The following is a 17,681-nucleotide window of genomic DNA, read 5'->3' as shown; positions in this document are numbered from 1 at the left end:
TGAACTACCTCTTAATTACTTCCTTGATCAAAATGATTTCTTGAAATTACTACAATTAACAACATGATGATTAGAGCAATTACCGCAAAGAAAAGATAAACGGCTATGAAACCACCAAACTTTTCGGCAATCAGGTTATTAACTGGCATTGCAAACGCACCAATTAAAAAAGCAATTGAGTTAATGTAGGAAAAACCTTTAGCAAAAGCTCTTTTACCTAAAGCTGCTGTCGCAATCGTAGTGATTCCTGTTCCCAAATAAACGTAAAAAATATCATTAATTCCTGCACTAATAATTGCCAAATTGGCGGAGTGCATCTTAGTAGCCATAATCAACAACCCGTATGAAATGACTGAGATCGCTAGCCAGACAATACTTGCTTTTTCAGCCCCATATTTATCACAGGTCGAGCCAACCAGTGGATTTAAAAAGATATCAAAGATCATTGCCGACGTGACCATCAAGCCACCGACAGCACCACTAAAGCCAGCTGAAACAGCATAAGTTGGAAACATTTGATTTAATACGGCCGGAAATTGTAACAAAATCACAATGACTAACAAAATCCAGAAAGTCGCTGATTTAAATAATTCATGATTAGAAACAGTTGACACTTTTTCTGCAGAAGGCTTTTTGGCTGTTTCATTATCACCATATGGCTTGCGCCCTTCTTGTGCTGGGGTAAAGTTAATCCCAAACAATGCACAGGGAATGCTTAAGATAGCAACAATCAGTGCAAGTAAGGTTAAACTTGCTTGCCATCCCATTTTGGCAATTAAAATAGACAAAATAGGACTCATAATTCCTTGAAAAACAGATGTGATTGCCCAGCATAAGCCGATTGCAAAACCTGCTTTTTCCGCAAACCAATTATCAAGCAATATTCCAACAGGAGTAAATGACATAAAGGAGATTGCGACGCCAATAATCACAGCAATAATAAAAAAGAACCAGATGCTAGTAAAATGCGGCATCAGGGCTAGACTGACGGCAACGGCTAAACTAGCAATTGTATATAAGATTTTATTATTCACTTTAGCCAAAATTTTAGGAACATTTGGTGTCATAACCGCCATCGTTAAAACTAAAACTGTATAGTAGTAAGATAGCGTAGATACTTTAGTATGAAGCGTTTGACTCAAAGGAGCCAAAAACGAACCCATCAAAACCATACTGGAACCTAAACAGGCAGCAGAAATTAGCCCAATGCAACACATGACTATCCACGGTCTAATATTCCTTTTTTGCTTACTCATTAGATCACCTCATCTTTTAAACTTCATTGAGTACAGCTTGATAATAAACTAATGATAGCGTTATGATGAACTAAATACCGAATAGCACTATGACGAATAGGAATAATAATCAATGAATTCTACCCAAATTAAGTGTTTCTTATCTCTTGCCAAAACACTTAACTTCACCCAATCTGCCCGCAATATGTATCTTTCTCAATCCACAGTTTCCAAGAATATTAAGAATTTGGAAAAAGAAATTCAGGTTAAACTATTTGACCGTAAATATCATCAAATAATCCTAACCGAAAAAGGAAAAATTTTTTATAATCAAATGGTTTTATCTGCCGCAGAAATTGATGACACAATTCAGAACTTGCGCCAAAGTAGAAATATTACCAGACCAAAAATCAAGATGGGTTATACAGATTTACCCTTTGAAAAGAAGTGGTTACCAGTAGCGCTTAGATTGATTAATACCCAGACCAATCTCGAACTAGTACCATTTTTTGTTGATCCGGGACAGGAGCAAAACATTAATAAATTAATCAGCGATGGAACCATCGATTTAATGCTAATGCAAAAAGATATTATCCACGAAAAAGAAGAGACACGGTACCAGGAAATACTCAAAAAAGGATTTTCAGTCGTTGTTTATCAAGGAGATAGTCTTTTTGTTAAAAGCAGCATTAATTTTCATGATCTTGCCAATCGACGAATCTATTTATGGAATGGACACGATAATTTTCCTGCTATTGAAAGTCTGAAGTTTAGCATGCAGAGTAGCGACACTGATATTAACTTTCATGAGGAGATTGACTCCTCAATTTTAATTGCCTATGTCCGGGCCAAAATGGGAATTGGTATCGTTCCAAGCATTCTGTACAATAAAGATGATACAGATTTAAGATATATTCCTTTAAATACTGAACAACGACTGTCTTATGGGATACTATCTTTAGTCAATTCTGACAAAAAGAACAATATTAATAAAATCAACCAATATATTGCTCAAGCAATTAATATTTCAAAAACCCAGTGGTAAATAAAAAAGGATTTGTCATCTATGACAAATCCTTTTTAAGTAATCTTGCTATTTAGTTTTTATTGTTTCCAAGCAGCATCAAATTTTGCTTTGCCTGAATTAATTGCACTATTCACATTTTGCTTCTTCTGGGCAGCAGCTAAAATATTTTGCATAATTGGATTAAGTTGACCATATGCAGCACCAGCATCCTTAACAACTGGAACACTGTAAAGGTTCTTCATGGCATCTTCTAACTTAGCTGGAAGCTTAATCTTCTTATTATCCTTGTATTCAGCTGAATCAGCGGCAGCATTGTTAACTGGAATGTAGCCAGTTGCGTTAGCCCACTTAAGTTGACTAGATTTTGAAACTAAAAACTTAATGTAAGTAAATGCAGCTGCTTTTTGGTCTGCAGAAGCATGGTTAAACATGTAAATATCTGTACCTTGTGACATCGTGTATTTGCCAGGACGAGGAGCAACATCATAAGTAAACTTGTTACCAACGCCTTGCTTAACGAAACCTTCACCAGCTGAAGTACCAATAAACATTGCCACCTTTTGGTTAGCAAATGGTCCTGAAAGATAGTGTTCTGAACCAGCTACTCTAAAGTAACCGGCCTTAATACCGTCAGCATAGTAATTAATTACTTTCTTCGAAGTAGCACCAGCAAAGTCAATCTTGCTTGAGAAGTCGACACCTTCGTTTTTCATTCCCAAAGTGTAGTAGTTTGATAATGAATCAAAGCCAGCACCAACAACTTTGTGATTACTCTTCTTGTAGATTGTTTCAGCATCCTCCTTCAATTCAGCCATTGTTGTAGGAGCCTTTTTAATACCATACTTCTTGAATATATCAGCATTATAAGTCAAAGTTTCAATCGACTTGTTAAATGGAATACCATATTGTGTACCTTCAATCTTGGCACCATCTAAAAGAGCAGTCTTAATGTTAGAAGCATCACTACTACCCCAACCTACTTCTTTACTGTTGATGTATGGTGTTAAGTTAACAAGCATTTTGTTCTTGGCTGCTGTGTAAAGCCAGTCAGGATATGCCTGCGTGATGGTTGGCAAGTTGCTTGGTGACTGCAAAGTTGAATTAATCTTTGCCTGCAAGTCAGGATATGCACCTTGATTTTCCAATTTGACCTTGATCTTTGGATTATCCTTTTCGAATTCCTTGGTCAATTCCTTTAAGGTTTCTTGCTGAACACCTGTCATACCATGCCAGAATACAATATTGGTATTCTTTTTCACCTTGGCAATCTTAGCTGAACTACTAGACGATGATGATGAAGAACTATTTCCACCATTCGAACAAGCAGCAGTACCTACCAGTGTCAAACCAACAGCAAAAGCTGCAGCAAGCTTCTTACTAAACTTCATTTGGTAAACCTCCCAAAAATAAAAACTAAACAACAATTTTTTGATTAACTAAAGCGTGATTGTTTCATTACGCTTCGGTAAAATCCGTTCTCCGAATGGGTTCTCTTCCAGCTCCGGATGCAATGTGTGCACCGGAATCAATTTTGCTGGTTGAACCTCTTTAATAATTTCTTTGAGTTCCATTTCGTCTGCATGACCGGAGCAACGCAAATCTTTGAACTCAATTTCATTATGGGCTAAATCTTGCAAGAAAGGCTTATATGCCGGATCAAAATCACCTAACGGTTCAGCGTTAGAGTGAATATAGATTCCGCCTTTTTGCAAATTAGCATAATTCCCAACTGCTTGCCAGAGGTATTCATGATCATCATTTAACAGTTCATCATACGAAACTGCTAATTCCGGTTTCAGATCTGTGAATATTTTATCCCCTGGCAAGTAGTAGTAAGGGTAATCCTGCTCAATACTTTCCTTAAGCAAATGTGCCCTCTGCGCATATAAAACAACCTGACGCGGCGAATCAGCGATAATGCGTAATAGCCGTTCAACATTAGTTGGGTAAGTATTAAAAGTAATCTGCTTATGTGGGTTATCCTGTTGCAATTGAACAATTTCAGCAGTCAATTCCCGCTCATTTTTTGGACCAGTAAATTCTTCGCTACTTGCAGCACTTTTTTCTTCCGGCCAAGAAACGCCCGTACCTTCAATAATCAGTGCATCACAGTTTTTGACAGCAGCTAAGTAGGCGTGTACCCAATCAGGATGATACCCGTGCAACCTGATATCTCCTGTGTAAGCTATTCGCTTATCCGGGGTGGTAATAATCAATCCTGTTGCCCCATACGCATCGTGATCACTAGGCCATATTTCCAGCGTAATGTCACCGACTTGGATTGGCTGTTGATATTTAGCAGCAATGATTGGTCTTACATAGCTTGAAGAATGACCAGAAGCTGGCAAAAGAAAATCACCATGTTCATTTAGTGCTGGCATCATCTGTGCCGTAATTGGCCCAGCATAAAGTGGAATTTCTGGCGCCAAAAAATTCATTGCCTTACTGTGGTCAAGATGTAAATGTGACATGTATGCTGCCGCATGTTCCCAGCGCTCATGATCAATTGGTTTACCCGTAATTGCAGGATCGTAAAAATTGGGAACATCCCCAATCAGTTGATGCTTGACCAATGTTTCATATTTTTCATCGGGTAAAGCAAGTTCAGGACGATAGACTTCGCCGAGGTCAAACAACACATGCGAGCGGCGATAAGCCACTTCAATCATTGGTCCGCCAATTGTTGTCAGACCGTTATAAAAGGTAATTGTGGTCTTAGCCTTTGAGGTCATTACGAACTACCCCCTTAATAATTTGCTTTCTAAAGATAAAGTACAAAATTAGGATTGGAACAACCGTTAAAGTTGCCGCTGCTAATTGCAATTGGGTTTCACTACCAGCATCAGAAGCAAAAGCTGAAAGACCATTGTTAAGAAGGCGCATTGTATCTTCGTTAGTCACAAGTAGTGGCCACAAGAAGGAATTCCAGCCTGAGATAAAGCTCAAAAGTCCTACAGTGAAAAGACCACTTTTAGACATTGGCACCAAAATTTTCCAAATGTAGTCCCAATCACTTGCACCATCAATCATGGCAGCTTTATAAATTGTTTCCGAAATGGAACCAAAGTAGCTTTGTAAATAATACATATAAAAGATGGACGTTAAGAATGGTAAAACCAGACCAATATAGGTATTAAGTAGACCCATATGTGCAATCGTATTGTAATTGGTAAAGATAATTGCTTCACCGGGAACCATCAATAAGGAGAGCATTACCATCTGAACAACGCCCTTACCCTTAAAGCGTAAGTTAACCATCGCAAACGCACCAAGCAGCGAATTAAATAAGCTGACCAGCGTAGTAATTGAGGCGGTTAAGACCGTATTGAAAAAGTATCTGGCAAATGGCGCCCGAGCGAAGACTTTCGCATAGTTACCCCATTCGAAATGATGCGGAATGAGTGTTGGCGGAATTGAGGTTGTTTCCTGAAAATTCATTAGTCCGCCCAAAATCATGTAGATAAATGGAAAAACCGTAATGAAGGCAAAGATGAACAAAATAATGTAACTGAATATGACTCCTAAGCGAATTCGTTTCATTTAATTTTCTCCTATCTTCTTCATCATTTTGCGTTGCAAGAAAGTAGCAAATAAAATAATCAGGAATAAGATCACTGTTGCGGCCATGGCCACTCCCGGAGTACCAACGGTTTGGAACTTATTGTAAATATAAAAGACTGCCGTCGTACCGGAATTACCGACTCCAGCTTGCCCGTTAAACAGCGCATACACTGACGTGTAGATTTTAAATGCCCCAATAATATTCATCGTTAGTAAAAAGGCAATCGTTGGCACTAATTCTGGCATTGTAATCTTCCAGAACTTATCCTTACCACTAGCTCCATACATATCTGCAATCGTATAAAAATTAGGGTCAATATTTCTGAGTGCACCCATCAAGATCACAATATTGAAAGCCAGCGATGACCAGATACCAAAAATGATAATCGTGGTCAGTGACATTGCCGGGTCATCAATCCAATCAGGTGCTGGCAAATGGAGACTTCTTAATAAGAAATTCAACATGCCATAATCACCGTTAAAAATGTAACGGAAGACAATCCCAATCGCGATAGTTGAAGTAACATATGGCATAAAGAAGGTTGTTTCAAACAACGACTTATGCTTAACTTTGTCAAAAATAATCCAGGCAAGCATAATCGAAATTGCTAACCCGACCGGAACGGAAATTATTGCATATAACAAAGTATTCTTAATTGCCAACCAGAATTCTGGATCATTAAAAATATACTTATAATTGTTAAATCCCGTCCAAGTCAAATCAATGAGTGACCCGCTTTGGAAACTCATGCCAAAAGCCCGCAGGATAGGATAAATACTAAATAAAGTGACAAAAATGATTGTTGGCGCTAAAAAAAGCCACGCTTTTTTCTGATTAGTTTTCATTAGTAAACCCGCTCTCCATCAGGTGTAAATAGAAATACCCGGTCCAATTTCATCGTCAGATTAACCTGATCACCATGCTTGATTGGTACTTCCAAGTCAATCAATGACCGTGCTTGAACGTTGTCATAAGTAAATTTCAATACTCGTTCGCGTCCGATTAGTTCTATATCATCAACCGTTGCGTGCAAGAAGCCATCTGGTGCAAGAACAACATTTTCTGGTCGAACCGATAAGGTGTATTCCCCATCAGGTAGTTCCCGTTTAAATCGTGCTTGTTTTAAATCAGCTAATTGAATAGTAAAGTCGTTAGCTTTTAATTCATTTTCAGTTTTAGTTACTTTAAAGTTATCAATTACCGGATTGCCAACAAAGTTAGCTACGAAGTAATTATTTGGCTCCAAGTAAAAGTTTTGGCCTAAATCATCTTGTTGGATAATGCCGTCATTAAATAAAATGATTTTATCACCAATTGATAACGCTTCTTCTTGATCGTGAGTAACAAACAAGGTTGTAATTCCCACTGATTTAACTAGAGCGCGAATCTCTTCTCGAATTTTCAAGCGCAATCTTGCATCAAGATTACTTAAAGGCTCATCCATTAATAAAATTTTGGGTTCTTGAACTAACGCTCTGGCAATCGCAACCCGTTGCTGTTGACCACCTGATAAGTTGCCTGGCTTTTGATCAGCCAATTCTGTAATTTGCGTCAGTTCCATATATTTTTGTGCGACCTTTTCGGCTTCCGCCTTAGGCTTTTTATTTTTCCCTACAATTAATGGAAACATTACGTTTTGCAAGACAGTCATATGAGGATACAATGCATAGTTTTGAAAAACGTAGCCAATATGTCGATCCTTAGGTTCGACATTCACCACTGACTTACCATCAAAGAGAATTTCACCTGAAGTTGGGTTGAGCAGACCTGCCAGCATATTCAAAATTGTCGTCTTACCACAGCCAGAAGGACCTAGAAGACAAACAAGATCCCCCTTTTTGACAGAAAAGCTGACATTCTTAATAGCTTCATGCCCATTATCGTAAACCTTTCTGAGATTTTTCACTTCAACGAATTTGTTGTTATCCATAAGTTCGCACCACTATATCTTGTATTAAATAATTTTTTGTCCCTCTAATTTTAAGATAAAAACCGCTTGAATACAACTTAATTTACTTAATAAAAATTCGGAGTTTAAGCTTAAAAGATCACTTTTTTTCTTAATTATTCGTATTTTAAGCTTGAATTACTAATTATCTGTTAGAAATCAGAATTAATGTTCTTATTTTGCAAACTGCAAAAAAGGCGTCATCAAACCACAAGACTTGCTCTTGCGAGTTTATTTGCCTCTTAGGATTTAATCCGAACATTCATTATTATTTTTATCTTTTTAGTTTAATCATGCAAAAATCTTGATTTCGTTATTTTATATATTCTTGTATATTTTATTTGCATTTTTATTTTTCGCATACAAAAACACATCCTTAAATTACACTTTAAGGACGTGTTAGTAAGAATATACCTGTTAGACAAGTACATACTAATTATTCTATTACTTCATCAACAACCAATAACAGTACAAATTAAGCCGCTTGACTAAATATAAATGAAAACACATTTAATGTCTGTACTATTTCAGATTTGTTAATGATTAGTGCATTGCACTAAAGCCTACTAAAAAAATAAAAAAGTTTGAAATTGACATTTTTTTGCCCTCTTTCTATTACAAAAACACATCCTTAAAATACATTTTAAGGATGCGTTAGTAAGAATATACCTGTTAGACAAGTACACACTAATTATTCTATTACTTCATTAATAACCAACAACAGTACAAATTGAGCCGCTTGACTAAGTATAAATGAAAACACATTTAATGTCTGTACTGTTTCAGATTAATTAACTTTGGTAATTTGCTTAAAACAGAAAAATTCTAATGATTTAGAAAAATGCTGCTAAGCAACCAAATAAGAACAAGAAATTAGAAATCATTTTACCCGCCCTCTTTCTTAAAAACATTTTTTAAAGGATGTATGTTCACTGTTACTTCATAAAGTGATGCTAGTATATCCTCTAAACACTTAAATAATAGTACTCAAAATGATTATACGAAGTAAAATGTGGGCTTATTTCACATTTATGATGCAACAGTCAAACTGTGAAAGCGGGGGAAAACAATGAAAACTTTTGGTGAGACAATCCAGAAAATCAGAAAGTCACGTGGAATCACTCAAGCTGAACTTTCCAATAACTTATTAAATCGGACAACTTTATCCAAGATAGAAAACTCACTTGAAGAGCCTTCCTATCAAAATGCTTCACGATTAATTAAACGTTTAGGTATCACTCAAGTGGAATTTGACTATATTAGAAATGATTATAACTTTAGTCCAAAAGAAAAAATAATTTTTGATTTTTTCAATATTGCTTATAATACGGAATCTGCCAAAATAGATACTTTACTTAAAAGATGTTCCGAATTTCCCGACGATAATGAAATTAAGAAAATTAGTCTTATTTTAAAAGCATTTAAATCCGAAAATTTGAACTCTGCTAGAAAAATAATTTTACCTTTTTGGCAATCTCAAGGATCAAAAGTTGATAATTGGAATATTTTAGACCTCTATCTATTAAATATGATTTTCTTCGTCTTTGATGAAGAAAGCATGATTGGCATTTCTAATCGAGCAATTGAAACCATTGAAAATAAATATCCATTTCTCGAATCTCTAGAAGAAAATTTTGCTTTAAATAAAGCTGTTATCCTTATGAACATGAATAAATTTGATTCAGCAGCAAGAATTTTATTCAAGGCTATTTCTTTAGCTAAATCAACATTTCGATACGATAAATTATTTATGGCTAAAGGTCGTCTAGCCATTTGTCAAAAAAATAAAGAAGAAGCTGTCAAATGCTTAAATACTTTGAAAGCAATGGAAGCTCTTGATGTGTATCGCGGTTTACAAACCGAAATAAAGGAGTTCGCTGATCGGTTTAACGAAAACTAAAAAATTAGACTAAAGGCTATTGCAATGCAATAGCCTTTAGCAGGGTATATTTTATCGTTTTAATTAAAAGAATTATATTCGGGGAAAATTCATTCCATGTTCTAAGTCGCGTCCCCTTAAGTTTTTGTTCTCACCTACCTTTACCTAAATTTTAAGGGGTAATAAGTAGCAGTAATTAAATTGTTCTGTTATTTCACATTACTAAAAAGCGTTGCACACAAATGCAACGCTTTAATATTGTTCTTTCACCAGCATTTCGTGGTCTATTTTTGCTCGTCCATTATTATAATCAAAAGAAAAACCGGGCTGAACATTAAATAAATAAACATTGAAATCTAAACTGCCATCAGTCGATACGGCTTGCAGGTTAATTCCCCGCGCCATCAATTCTTCTCCGCGAAAAATCGGAGTCGCCTGGTAAATTACCCGCTTATTTTCCCGCAATGCGGTCCGAACGCGACTTTCGAAGATCGTCTGAATGCGCTGATTGGAAAAAGCGGACTGCGTAAATAAATTTTTGGGATTATTTTGATCTCCTGAAAGGTTACGCGGATTAAAATTACCTTCCTGGTCTATCCCCGCAGAAACAGAATAGGCAATCAAGTGGCCGCGGTTGTATATTTGTGTTCCATTGCGGCGATTATAATGCCAAGCAGTTGGCTGCACAAATTGCTGAACCCGCAAGCTACCGTTGGCAACGTTGCGTTTTTCTAAAAAAGCAGTATTGGAATGGGATGTTCGGTTAAGATTATCTAGGTTCGAATAAATAACGCGGTTGACGCGCCATGCGTTTTTAATCAAAGTTGACTTGTCATTATTAACCGTAATATAAGCTGAAGAACCACTCTTAAAATTGAGCTGTGCCAGTTTAGCATAATCTTGCTGTGACAAACCACCGTAGACTTTAGCTGCTGGCTTAGCCTGCTCAATCTTATTTTTCTTTGCTGGCTCATTGCGCGTTATTTGATTAATTGTCTGTCGACCGCTTGGATCCGTACCGCCTTTAGTCGAAACAAACCATAGCAAGAACAAAATAATAATGACTATCGCCCAAAAGTCACCATTAATTACCTTTCTGCTTTGTCTTCTCCGCCTGCGTGCCATTACATCCGCTCCTTATTTGATAATAACTAAGTATAGCCAATCGAACTTTTGTTTGCAATAGCTGTAAGAAAAAAGCAAAGCTTTTTACTTTGCCTTAAGATGTTAATTTCTAGCCCATTCGTCAAGCATGTTCAAAAAATAGCTCTCGGAAAGACGTTTAATTTTACTGCCGGATTTATTATATTCTCGTGCTTGCTGAATTGCCTCATTGTTTTTATCAAAAAAGCTATCGTCATCAATAATTAAAAAATTAGTATCAGGCGTAACGATTGTCTGAGCCTGACCATTCATATTATTAACCATCAAAGCAGCTTCCGCATTATCCATATTGATTCCGTCAACGAACGCAACCTTTTTATTGTTGACCGGATTGCGGTAGCCAAGTTCCCAAGCTTCCAGTTCGGCGGCAAGTAAATCCATGTTTTTAATCTTACCCTGAGCCTTAGCCAGTAATTCATCTGTGAAATTAGCACGAAAATCATCGTAAACTTTTTTGGTATCGATTGAATCATCTAGGCCGTGATGCTGTTCGGTTTCTGCAATGCCTGCGCGCTGCATACAGTCAAGCAAGCGATTATGCTGGAACGGATAGTAAGCTCGGGCCAGGCGAAGCACATCAACATAATCATTATTTAGTTGAGGCAGCTTAAACTTTTCCGTTAAGTCATATAAAAAATTCAAGTCAAAGTTGACGTTGTAGCCGATAATAATGTCATCACCGATAAATTGCCGAAACTCCGTCATTGCTTCTTTAACTGGGATACCCTTTGTTAACAGCAGCTCTTCAGTTATGCCGTTTAATTTAGTAATAAAAGCCGGAACCTTATTCGAGCGCGGATAAACTACCAGTTTGCTGAACTGATCAACAATTTCGTTATTACGCACCCTAATGGCACCAAGCTCAGTTACATGATCACGGTAAGGGTTAAGCCCCGTGGTCTCAATATCAAGCAACGTATAGTCAGCAATAAAAGCCGGATTTTCTTGGCCCTTGGCACGGAGTTTATCTTGCGCACCAGTAACATGCAAAACACCGTTTTTGATATAAATACTCATCACAAGCCCCCTTTTTAAAGCAAGTTCTGTAATAGAATAGCTGAATCGGCGTTTACGCCAGCGCTTCTGGCTTGGATATCAAGCGGTAATTGCTCTTGACGATAATCAGCAGCAACATAAGACCACTGCGGATATTGCTGGACAAGGTGAATAATTGGCTGAAGCAGTTGCGGGCTGGTTTCATCTACCCCCAATTCAAGGAAAACCGTTTTTTCCTCTTCATTACCAGTTAAAAACCACCGAAAACGAGTATTAGCATCTGTATCCGGGTAAAAATGCTCATTTAACGGCATGTGAATTTCCATTGGCTGACCGCATTTTTTACATTTAGGCACAAAAGCCGCCGCTAAATCCTGCTTTTGCTGTTTAGCAGTTAAGATTTTTTGGACAGCACCACGACTATCTCTAAGTCCGTGATTAATGCCACTTGAACACTGCATTTTTGTCCAATCGCCAAAAACATTAAAAATCCGGTTTTCATTAAAGCCAGCACTTTCAAAGAAATGACCAAAGCTGGATGTTGCAATAAAAAACTTTTTCTGGCCAATTAATTTGCGTAAATTTTTCATTGTTTGGCTTGGCTGATATTCAAGCGAATAGTGCGCAATCAGTTGACTCCAACAAAGCCATTTGTCAGACCAAGAAGCAGATTGCTGGTCTAACGCTTCTCCCACGGAATTCACATGATACTTTTCTGCAATTGTGGGAAAGTCCTGTGCAAAACTTGCTTGCCCCAGTAGGTCAAGTCCCTCCAATTTTGCCATTCCATTACCCGCAACGATAATCATCACATCGGCATCAGCAACCAGATGCTTTGCCTTACTCAAATTTTCCATCTATTCCTATTACTTTCTAATTGTTATTTTTGATCATAGCTAGTAAATGAAAGCTTGCCATTTTCAATATCAGCTAAGAAAATATCGCCAATATTGTCATAGCCTGCATCTTTTGCTTCCTTTTTTAACCAGTCTTCATCCTTATCAATAAATTCAAGCACTTCTTGGTTAATTTGACCATCATTAATTAGTGGAAAACGAAGATTTTTTTCATCTTCTTGAATCACAGTTAGTTGACCATTCTTCTCAAAAATACAGTTTTTGACTTCATTAACCGAATAAACACCTTGGCTCCGTAGCTTAAACATCAACTCGTTAGCAGAAATCCCGGCAGATAAACAGTTCTTAACCAGAACTTTTCCATCCTTAATAATTTGAATTGGTTTGCCATCAATCAACACGCGAATAATGTTGCTGTGTTCACGGGCAAATTTAAGAATAAAGACCACTAAAGTCCAGACAATTAACACTAGGAGAAACTGCAGCACCGTGATGCTGGAATTATAAATGACCCCACCGATAATGCCACCAAGAACATAGTTCTGCAATTGGTCTAATGCCGTGGTTGGGGCAATATTGCTTTTACCAAAAACATTAATCTGGAAAATTAATGTTAACACACCTAAAACAAATTTAATAAAAAGTTGCGTATAATCCATGTCAATTTCCCCCTATCAATTTTTGACATTAACTTCATGATTAATAACATGAGCTTTCTTTAAGGTGTAGCTATTATTATCATCATTCAGTTCCAATTGGTAATCAATATCTTTTGAATGAAGTCTGACAATTAGACCATTTTGTAAATTAGTTGAACTAACCATGACATCACTATTAGAAACACCGTGGTCTTTAGCAACCGACTTAATAAACGGAATGATCTGTTCAGACTGGGATTTTACCAAATTGGTTTGAACATACTTTTCATATTGTGTTCCAACAAATAATAATAAGAAAAGCAACGCAATAATTCCTAGGTCACGGTAACGAGTATCGAACCGGTGCCGCAAGTAAAGAACTGTAAAAGCAATCATCGTTAACGCCGCAATTGCGATTAAGACATACAAAATTGTTTTACTAGTATTTTGATTCTGCTCAATGTACTTGAGTGTGTAAAAAGTCATAACACTACCACCTCTAGTTAAAAACTCCGCACCGGGTATTAAAAGCGATGCATTAATGTAATATCATGGTTAGCTCACTAAACTATGTTTATAAGTCTACCTAATATCAGTATATCAAAAAGTGGTTAGAACCTGTCTAACCACCACTTGTGAATATTTATTTTAGCGATGCCGAAGTTGTCGCATCATCTGGCACCTTTTCTTTTTCTTTTACTGTAGGCTGTTCGTCTTTTTCAGCAGCTGCCTTAGTCGATGCTCCCGTTGCAGCATCCGGAGAAGAATTGCGCCGATAAGTAGCGCCTGTAACTGCATCTGGGTCATTAACCAATTTTTGTCCAGTCGTTTCGCAGAAATACTTAACTAACGGATAAAGATCTTGTACCCACTCGTAGATCCCAGCATAATTACCCTCATCATCTTCTACGCGCTTGTAGTAATGTAAAACTAATTGATGCAAATTACCAGTCGGGACAGGCATATAGACTTCATCATGACCATCCTGTTTGGTCCGCAATGCGTGGACAACTTTTTTAGCTTCAGGAATGACATCGCGTACATCTGGATGAACTTGTCCCATCGAACTTCCTACTTGATCAGGCGTTCTTTTTGCCTTCATCTTTGTAGCTGGATCTACCGGACGGTTGTACCACAAAAACTGATTGTTATCGTCAACAAAAGTCAGTTCTCCAATCGTGTTGCGCAGCATCCAGTTAATTTGATTCACTGTCAATAGACCACTATCAAGCTTGACGTAATCATCACCACTTGCCGCGTGCGTCTTGGCCGCCGCTTGTTCTAACCAGTCCGGATCATCAGGAGCAACATCACTCACCGTGTAGCGACTTTTACCCGCGGCGGTAAAATTTTCTGCTAAATATTCTTTTTCAGCCATCTTTTTTAGCCAGTTTGGTTCTGCCATAATATCTCTCCTTATTTTCCATAATTATTCTTCAATTATATCATGTATGCGCTTCACCAAAACGTAAGAATAGCAATAATATCGCCACTTTTACCCTAATAAAAATCTTGCTATTACTTTTACCACGTATTTTATCTGCATGGTTTTTCTTTCAATGCTCATGAGCTAAAATAGAAATTAATCATATTAAGAAGGAGAACAAAATGAAAACTGGTTCCAAAATCATTACTTTAGACAATGGTTACCACTTGTGGACAAATACTCAAGGACACGGTGATATTCACTTACTCTGCTTACACGGCGGTCCTGGTGGCAATCATGAATACTGGGAAGACACAGCCGAACAATTAAAAAAGCAGGGCTTGGATGTACAAGTAACAATGTACGACCAACTGGGTTCCCTTTATTCGGATCAGCCAGATTATTCTGACCCAGAAATCGCAAGCAAATATTTAACTTATGACTACTTTTTAGATGAAGTGGACGAAGTGCGCGAAAAGCTCGGACTAGATAACTTCTATTTAATTGGGCAAAGCTGGGGTGGCCTGTTAGTTCAAGAATATGCCGTTAAATACGGTCAACACCTGAAAGGGGCAATCATCTCATCAATGGTCGATGACATTGACGACTACGTAAAGGCTGTTAATCGGCGCCGTCAAGAAGTCTTACCACAAACGGAAATCGACTTTATGCATCAATGCGAACAAAACGATGACTATGATAACAAACGCTATCAAGAAGATGTCAATATTCTCAACATTAATTTTGTTGACCGTAAGCAGCCTTCTAAGCTTTACCACCTAAATGATATCGGTGGCAGCGAAGTTTACCATGCCTTCCAAGGGGATAATGAATTTGTCATTACCGGGAAGTTGAAAGATTGGCATTTCAGAGACCAATTAAAGAATATTAAGGTGCCAACTTTAATTACCTTTGGTGAGGAAGAAACCATGCCGATTGCTACTGCTAAAATTATGCAAAAGGAAATTCCTAATTCGCGTTTGGTTACTACGCCTGACGGCGGCCACCACCACATGGTTGATAATCCTGCTGTTTATTACAAACATTTAGCTGACTTTATTCGTCAAGTCGAAGATAATTCCTTCGCTGGTAAATAGTTGTCAAAGCAAAAAAATATATAGTATATGAAAAAGCAAGCAAAATTTAGCTTGCTTTTTGTTTTGCCAAAAATGTTTTTTAACTATATCAATTTATTTGTTTAGTCAATTTCAGAGTTTATAAAATACTATGTTTTGTTTCCTTTTAGTCTACTTAAATAAATAAAAATTATAAATTAATTTTTGCTATTAGTTATTTTATTATTCGATGATTTTTAGTTGCTTAAACAGTGAATAAACTATTACCAAATAAGCGTTACAAATATATTAAATTTATTTTATAATAAGAGTGTGTAGTATTTGTATAGATGTGATTTCGTAATCAAATATGTAATAGCGTTATTATATATTTAATTAGTTTTTATAGATTTGTAAACAGTAATTAATAAACTCTAGGGATGATGAAATGAATGTTTTTATCACGGTTATGCTTATTGTCAATGGCTGTGCCTTTGTTTTCGACTTTATTTTCAGCCTCTATTTATCATTTAGTAAAAAAATTAGGCAAGAAAAATATTCTGGTAGCTCGCGGAATTTTACCACCTTGCTATTGTTAATTCCCGCTATGAATGAATTCGTAACGCTAAAGCGAGATTTGCCATATCTGGTTAAATTACACAATCAATGCAGGAATTTTATCAATTTAGAGCTAGTATTTATCGATGATGATTCTAGTGATGGCACAACAGAATTACTCGATAAATGGTCACATCACGCCAATTTGCACGTTATTCACCGTGTTAAACCAAACGCGCAAATTGGGAAAGGACCAGCTTTAGAATATACCGTCAATCAAATTATTCAAATGAATTATTCCCTTGGCAAGACACTTATTGGCATTATTGATGCGGATAGTCACTTTGATTCTGATTACTTAAGAGAGGTCGTTGCTACCTTTCAAAATTCCTTTTACGACCTTGTTCAAACGCGTGTTGACGTTTATAACACTGTTGATAACCTGACAATAATGCAAAATTTTGAATTTTCCATTTATAATGCACTATTGCAAATGGCACGAACAAATTGGGGATCGGCTTTGGCTTCTGGCAATGGTCAGTTCGTTACGTTAAAAATGGCCAAAAATGTTGGCTGGTCTTCCTCCCTGCTTGAAGACTGTGAGTTCTCACTCAAGGGATTGCTGAAAGGCTATTATGGCACTTTCTTAAATACCGTCAGTGTTAAGCAAGAAGGTGTTTCTAACTTAAGAAAACTTATCCGGCAGCGGACTCGCTGGTGCCAAGGTGGCCTGCAATGCCTTAGGATTTATGGCGGAGCAATAATGAAAGCCAAGCATCTTCAAACAATTGTTAAAACTTTCATCATTTTTTTCTTAATGGTGCCATATCTATCCATCATAGTTGTTCCATCATCAATTATTTCGGTTTCAGTTTTGATCTTTTATGCTTTCTATCGGCCATTAATTGGTTTAGCAATTATTTTCACATTATTATTCACAGAAAACCTGGTCAATACGTTAATGATTGAAAAACAATGGCACGAATCGAATTTAGAGCCACCTAAAAATCGTTTAATAATTTTTAGAATAATCTTTAGCTTTGCCTTTTATCGCTGGGTGCTAGCCTTTATCCCCTATCGCGCCATAATCCGCCAATTAAAAGGGAATGATTCATGGGTAAAAACAGCTCACAGCTAGTTATATGTAAATGCACTAAAAAAGGCACATCACAACCGATGTGCTTTTTTTTGAACAAAATTAGTTAATTCAGATAATTAAGCAAGCGGTGTAAAACTCTGGGGCAAACAATCCTTGAAGTTGCTGCCAGTAAAGAGGGCGTGAACTCGCTACTTTCTAAAATTGTGCGTCCAAAAATGTCATAAAAAGCCACCGGCT

The 17,681-nt window shown here is 37.0% G+C and carries 16 protein-coding genes; 4 read left to right on the top strand and 12 right to left on the bottom strand.

The window, feature by feature from the left end; all coding sequences use genetic code 11:
- Window positions 1-11: 11 nt before the first annotated feature.
- On the bottom strand, window positions 12-1,256 hold the full coding sequence (locus tag J3U69_RS04580; protein WP_267413191.1) for an MFS transporter: 1,245 nt from the start codon (window positions 1,254-1,256) through the stop codon (window positions 12-14).
- A 112-nt stretch (window positions 1,257-1,368) separates the two neighbouring features.
- Between J3U69_RS04580 and J3U69_RS04575 the strand changes: the two genes are divergently transcribed.
- The gene (locus tag J3U69_RS04575; protein WP_267413190.1) at window positions 1,369-2,280 is read left to right on the top strand and encodes a LysR family transcriptional regulator; all 912 of its coding nucleotides are present in this window, start codon (window positions 1,369-1,371) and stop codon (window positions 2,278-2,280) included.
- A gap of 59 nt (window positions 2,281-2,339) precedes the next feature.
- Here J3U69_RS04575 and J3U69_RS04570 read toward each other — a convergent pair whose 3' ends face one another.
- Genes J3U69_RS04570 through J3U69_RS04550 form a run of 5 tightly spaced genes read right to left on the bottom strand, consistent with a single transcriptional unit; the run spans window position 2,340 to window position 7,754 of the window.
- Window positions 2,340-3,650 carry an extracellular solute-binding protein gene (locus J3U69_RS04570; protein ID WP_267413189.1) on the bottom strand — a complete coding sequence of 437 codons (1,311 nt, stop codon included), beginning with the start codon at window positions 3,648-3,650 and terminating at the stop codon, window positions 2,340-2,342.
- 48 nt (window positions 3,651-3,698) lie between these two features.
- A complete protein-coding gene (locus tag J3U69_RS04565; RefSeq protein ID WP_267413188.1) occupies window positions 3,699-4,994 on the bottom strand; it encodes an MBL fold metallo-hydrolase in 1,296 nt (431 codons plus the stop codon).
- Complete coding sequence (locus tag J3U69_RS04560; RefSeq protein ID WP_103753146.1) at window positions 4,978-5,802, bottom strand: carbohydrate ABC transporter permease; 825 nt, start codon at window positions 5,800-5,802, stop codon at window positions 4,978-4,980. Before J3U69_RS04560 ends, J3U69_RS04565 begins: the two co-directional genes overlap by 17 nt.
- Window positions 5,803-6,669: a carbohydrate ABC transporter permease gene (locus J3U69_RS04555; RefSeq protein WP_103753147.1), complete on the bottom strand. Its 867-nt coding sequence runs from the start codon at window positions 6,667-6,669 to the stop codon at window positions 5,803-5,805.
- Window positions 6,669-7,754 carry an ABC transporter ATP-binding protein gene (locus J3U69_RS04550; protein ID WP_220232746.1) on the bottom strand — a complete coding sequence of 362 codons (1,086 nt, stop codon included), beginning with the start codon at window positions 7,752-7,754 and terminating at the stop codon, window positions 6,669-6,671. The genes J3U69_RS04555 and J3U69_RS04550 overlap by 1 nt, the downstream gene beginning before the upstream one ends.
- A 1,087-nt stretch (window positions 7,755-8,841) precedes the next feature.
- Between J3U69_RS04550 and J3U69_RS04545 the strand changes: the two genes are divergently transcribed.
- A complete protein-coding gene (locus tag J3U69_RS04545; protein WP_267413187.1) occupies window positions 8,842-9,672 on the top strand; it encodes a helix-turn-helix domain-containing protein in 831 nt (276 codons plus the stop codon).
- Between the two features lie 231 nt (window positions 9,673-9,903).
- Here the strand turns inward: J3U69_RS04545 and J3U69_RS04540 are convergent, their stop codons facing one another.
- The 6 genes from J3U69_RS04540 to J3U69_RS04515 all read right to left on the bottom strand — a co-directional run bounded on the left by J3U69_RS04540 (window position 9,904) and on the right by J3U69_RS04515 (window position 14,711).
- Window positions 9,904-10,776: a DNA/RNA non-specific endonuclease gene (locus J3U69_RS04540; RefSeq protein ID WP_103753150.1), complete on the bottom strand. Its 873-nt coding sequence runs from the start codon at window positions 10,774-10,776 to the stop codon at window positions 9,904-9,906.
- Window positions 10,777-10,878: 102 nt separating this feature from the next.
- Complete coding sequence (locus J3U69_RS04535; protein ID WP_267413186.1) at window positions 10,879-11,832, bottom strand: exonuclease domain-containing protein; 954 nt, start codon at window positions 11,830-11,832, stop codon at window positions 10,879-10,881.
- A gap of 14 nt (window positions 11,833-11,846) precedes the next feature.
- A complete protein-coding gene (locus J3U69_RS04530; protein WP_267413185.1) occupies window positions 11,847-12,668 on the bottom strand; it encodes a Sir2 family NAD-dependent protein deacetylase in 822 nt (273 codons plus the stop codon).
- 23 nt (window positions 12,669-12,691) lie between these two features.
- Window positions 12,692-13,327 carry a DUF421 domain-containing protein gene (locus J3U69_RS04525; RefSeq protein ID WP_174683356.1) on the bottom strand — a complete coding sequence of 212 codons (636 nt, stop codon included), beginning with the start codon at window positions 13,325-13,327 and terminating at the stop codon, window positions 12,692-12,694.
- Between the two features lie 15 nt (window positions 13,328-13,342).
- Window positions 13,343-13,792 carry a DUF3290 domain-containing protein gene (locus tag J3U69_RS04520; RefSeq protein WP_220220705.1) on the bottom strand — a complete coding sequence of 150 codons (450 nt, stop codon included), beginning with the start codon at window positions 13,790-13,792 and terminating at the stop codon, window positions 13,343-13,345.
- Between the two features lie 157 nt (window positions 13,793-13,949).
- Entirely contained in the window at window positions 13,950-14,711 is a 762-nt protein-coding gene (locus J3U69_RS04515; protein WP_267413184.1) for a PAS domain-containing protein, read from the bottom strand.
- Window positions 14,712-14,914: 203 nt separating this feature from the next.
- Between J3U69_RS04515 and J3U69_RS04510 the strand changes: the two genes are divergently transcribed.
- Together J3U69_RS04510 and J3U69_RS04505 are read left to right on the top strand one after the other, a co-directional pair.
- On the top strand, window positions 14,915-15,829 hold the full coding sequence (locus J3U69_RS04510) for a proline-specific peptidase family protein (RefSeq protein WP_220220703.1): 915 nt from the start codon (window positions 14,915-14,917) through the stop codon (window positions 15,827-15,829).
- A gap of 406 nt (window positions 15,830-16,235) precedes the next feature.
- On the top strand, window positions 16,236-17,483 hold the full coding sequence (locus J3U69_RS04505; RefSeq protein WP_267413183.1) for a glycosyltransferase family 2 protein: 1,248 nt from the start codon (window positions 16,236-16,238) through the stop codon (window positions 17,481-17,483).
- The last annotated feature ends 198 nt before the right edge of the window (window positions 17,484-17,681 follow it).

This window comes from Lactobacillus sp. B4026, from assembly GCF_026535825.1.
Lineage (GTDB): Bacteria > Bacillota > Bacilli > Lactobacillales > Lactobacillaceae > Lactobacillus > Lactobacillus panisapium.
The sequence above is the reverse complement of the archived record's forward strand: the minus strand, read 5'-3'. Positions and strand labels throughout refer to the sequence as shown.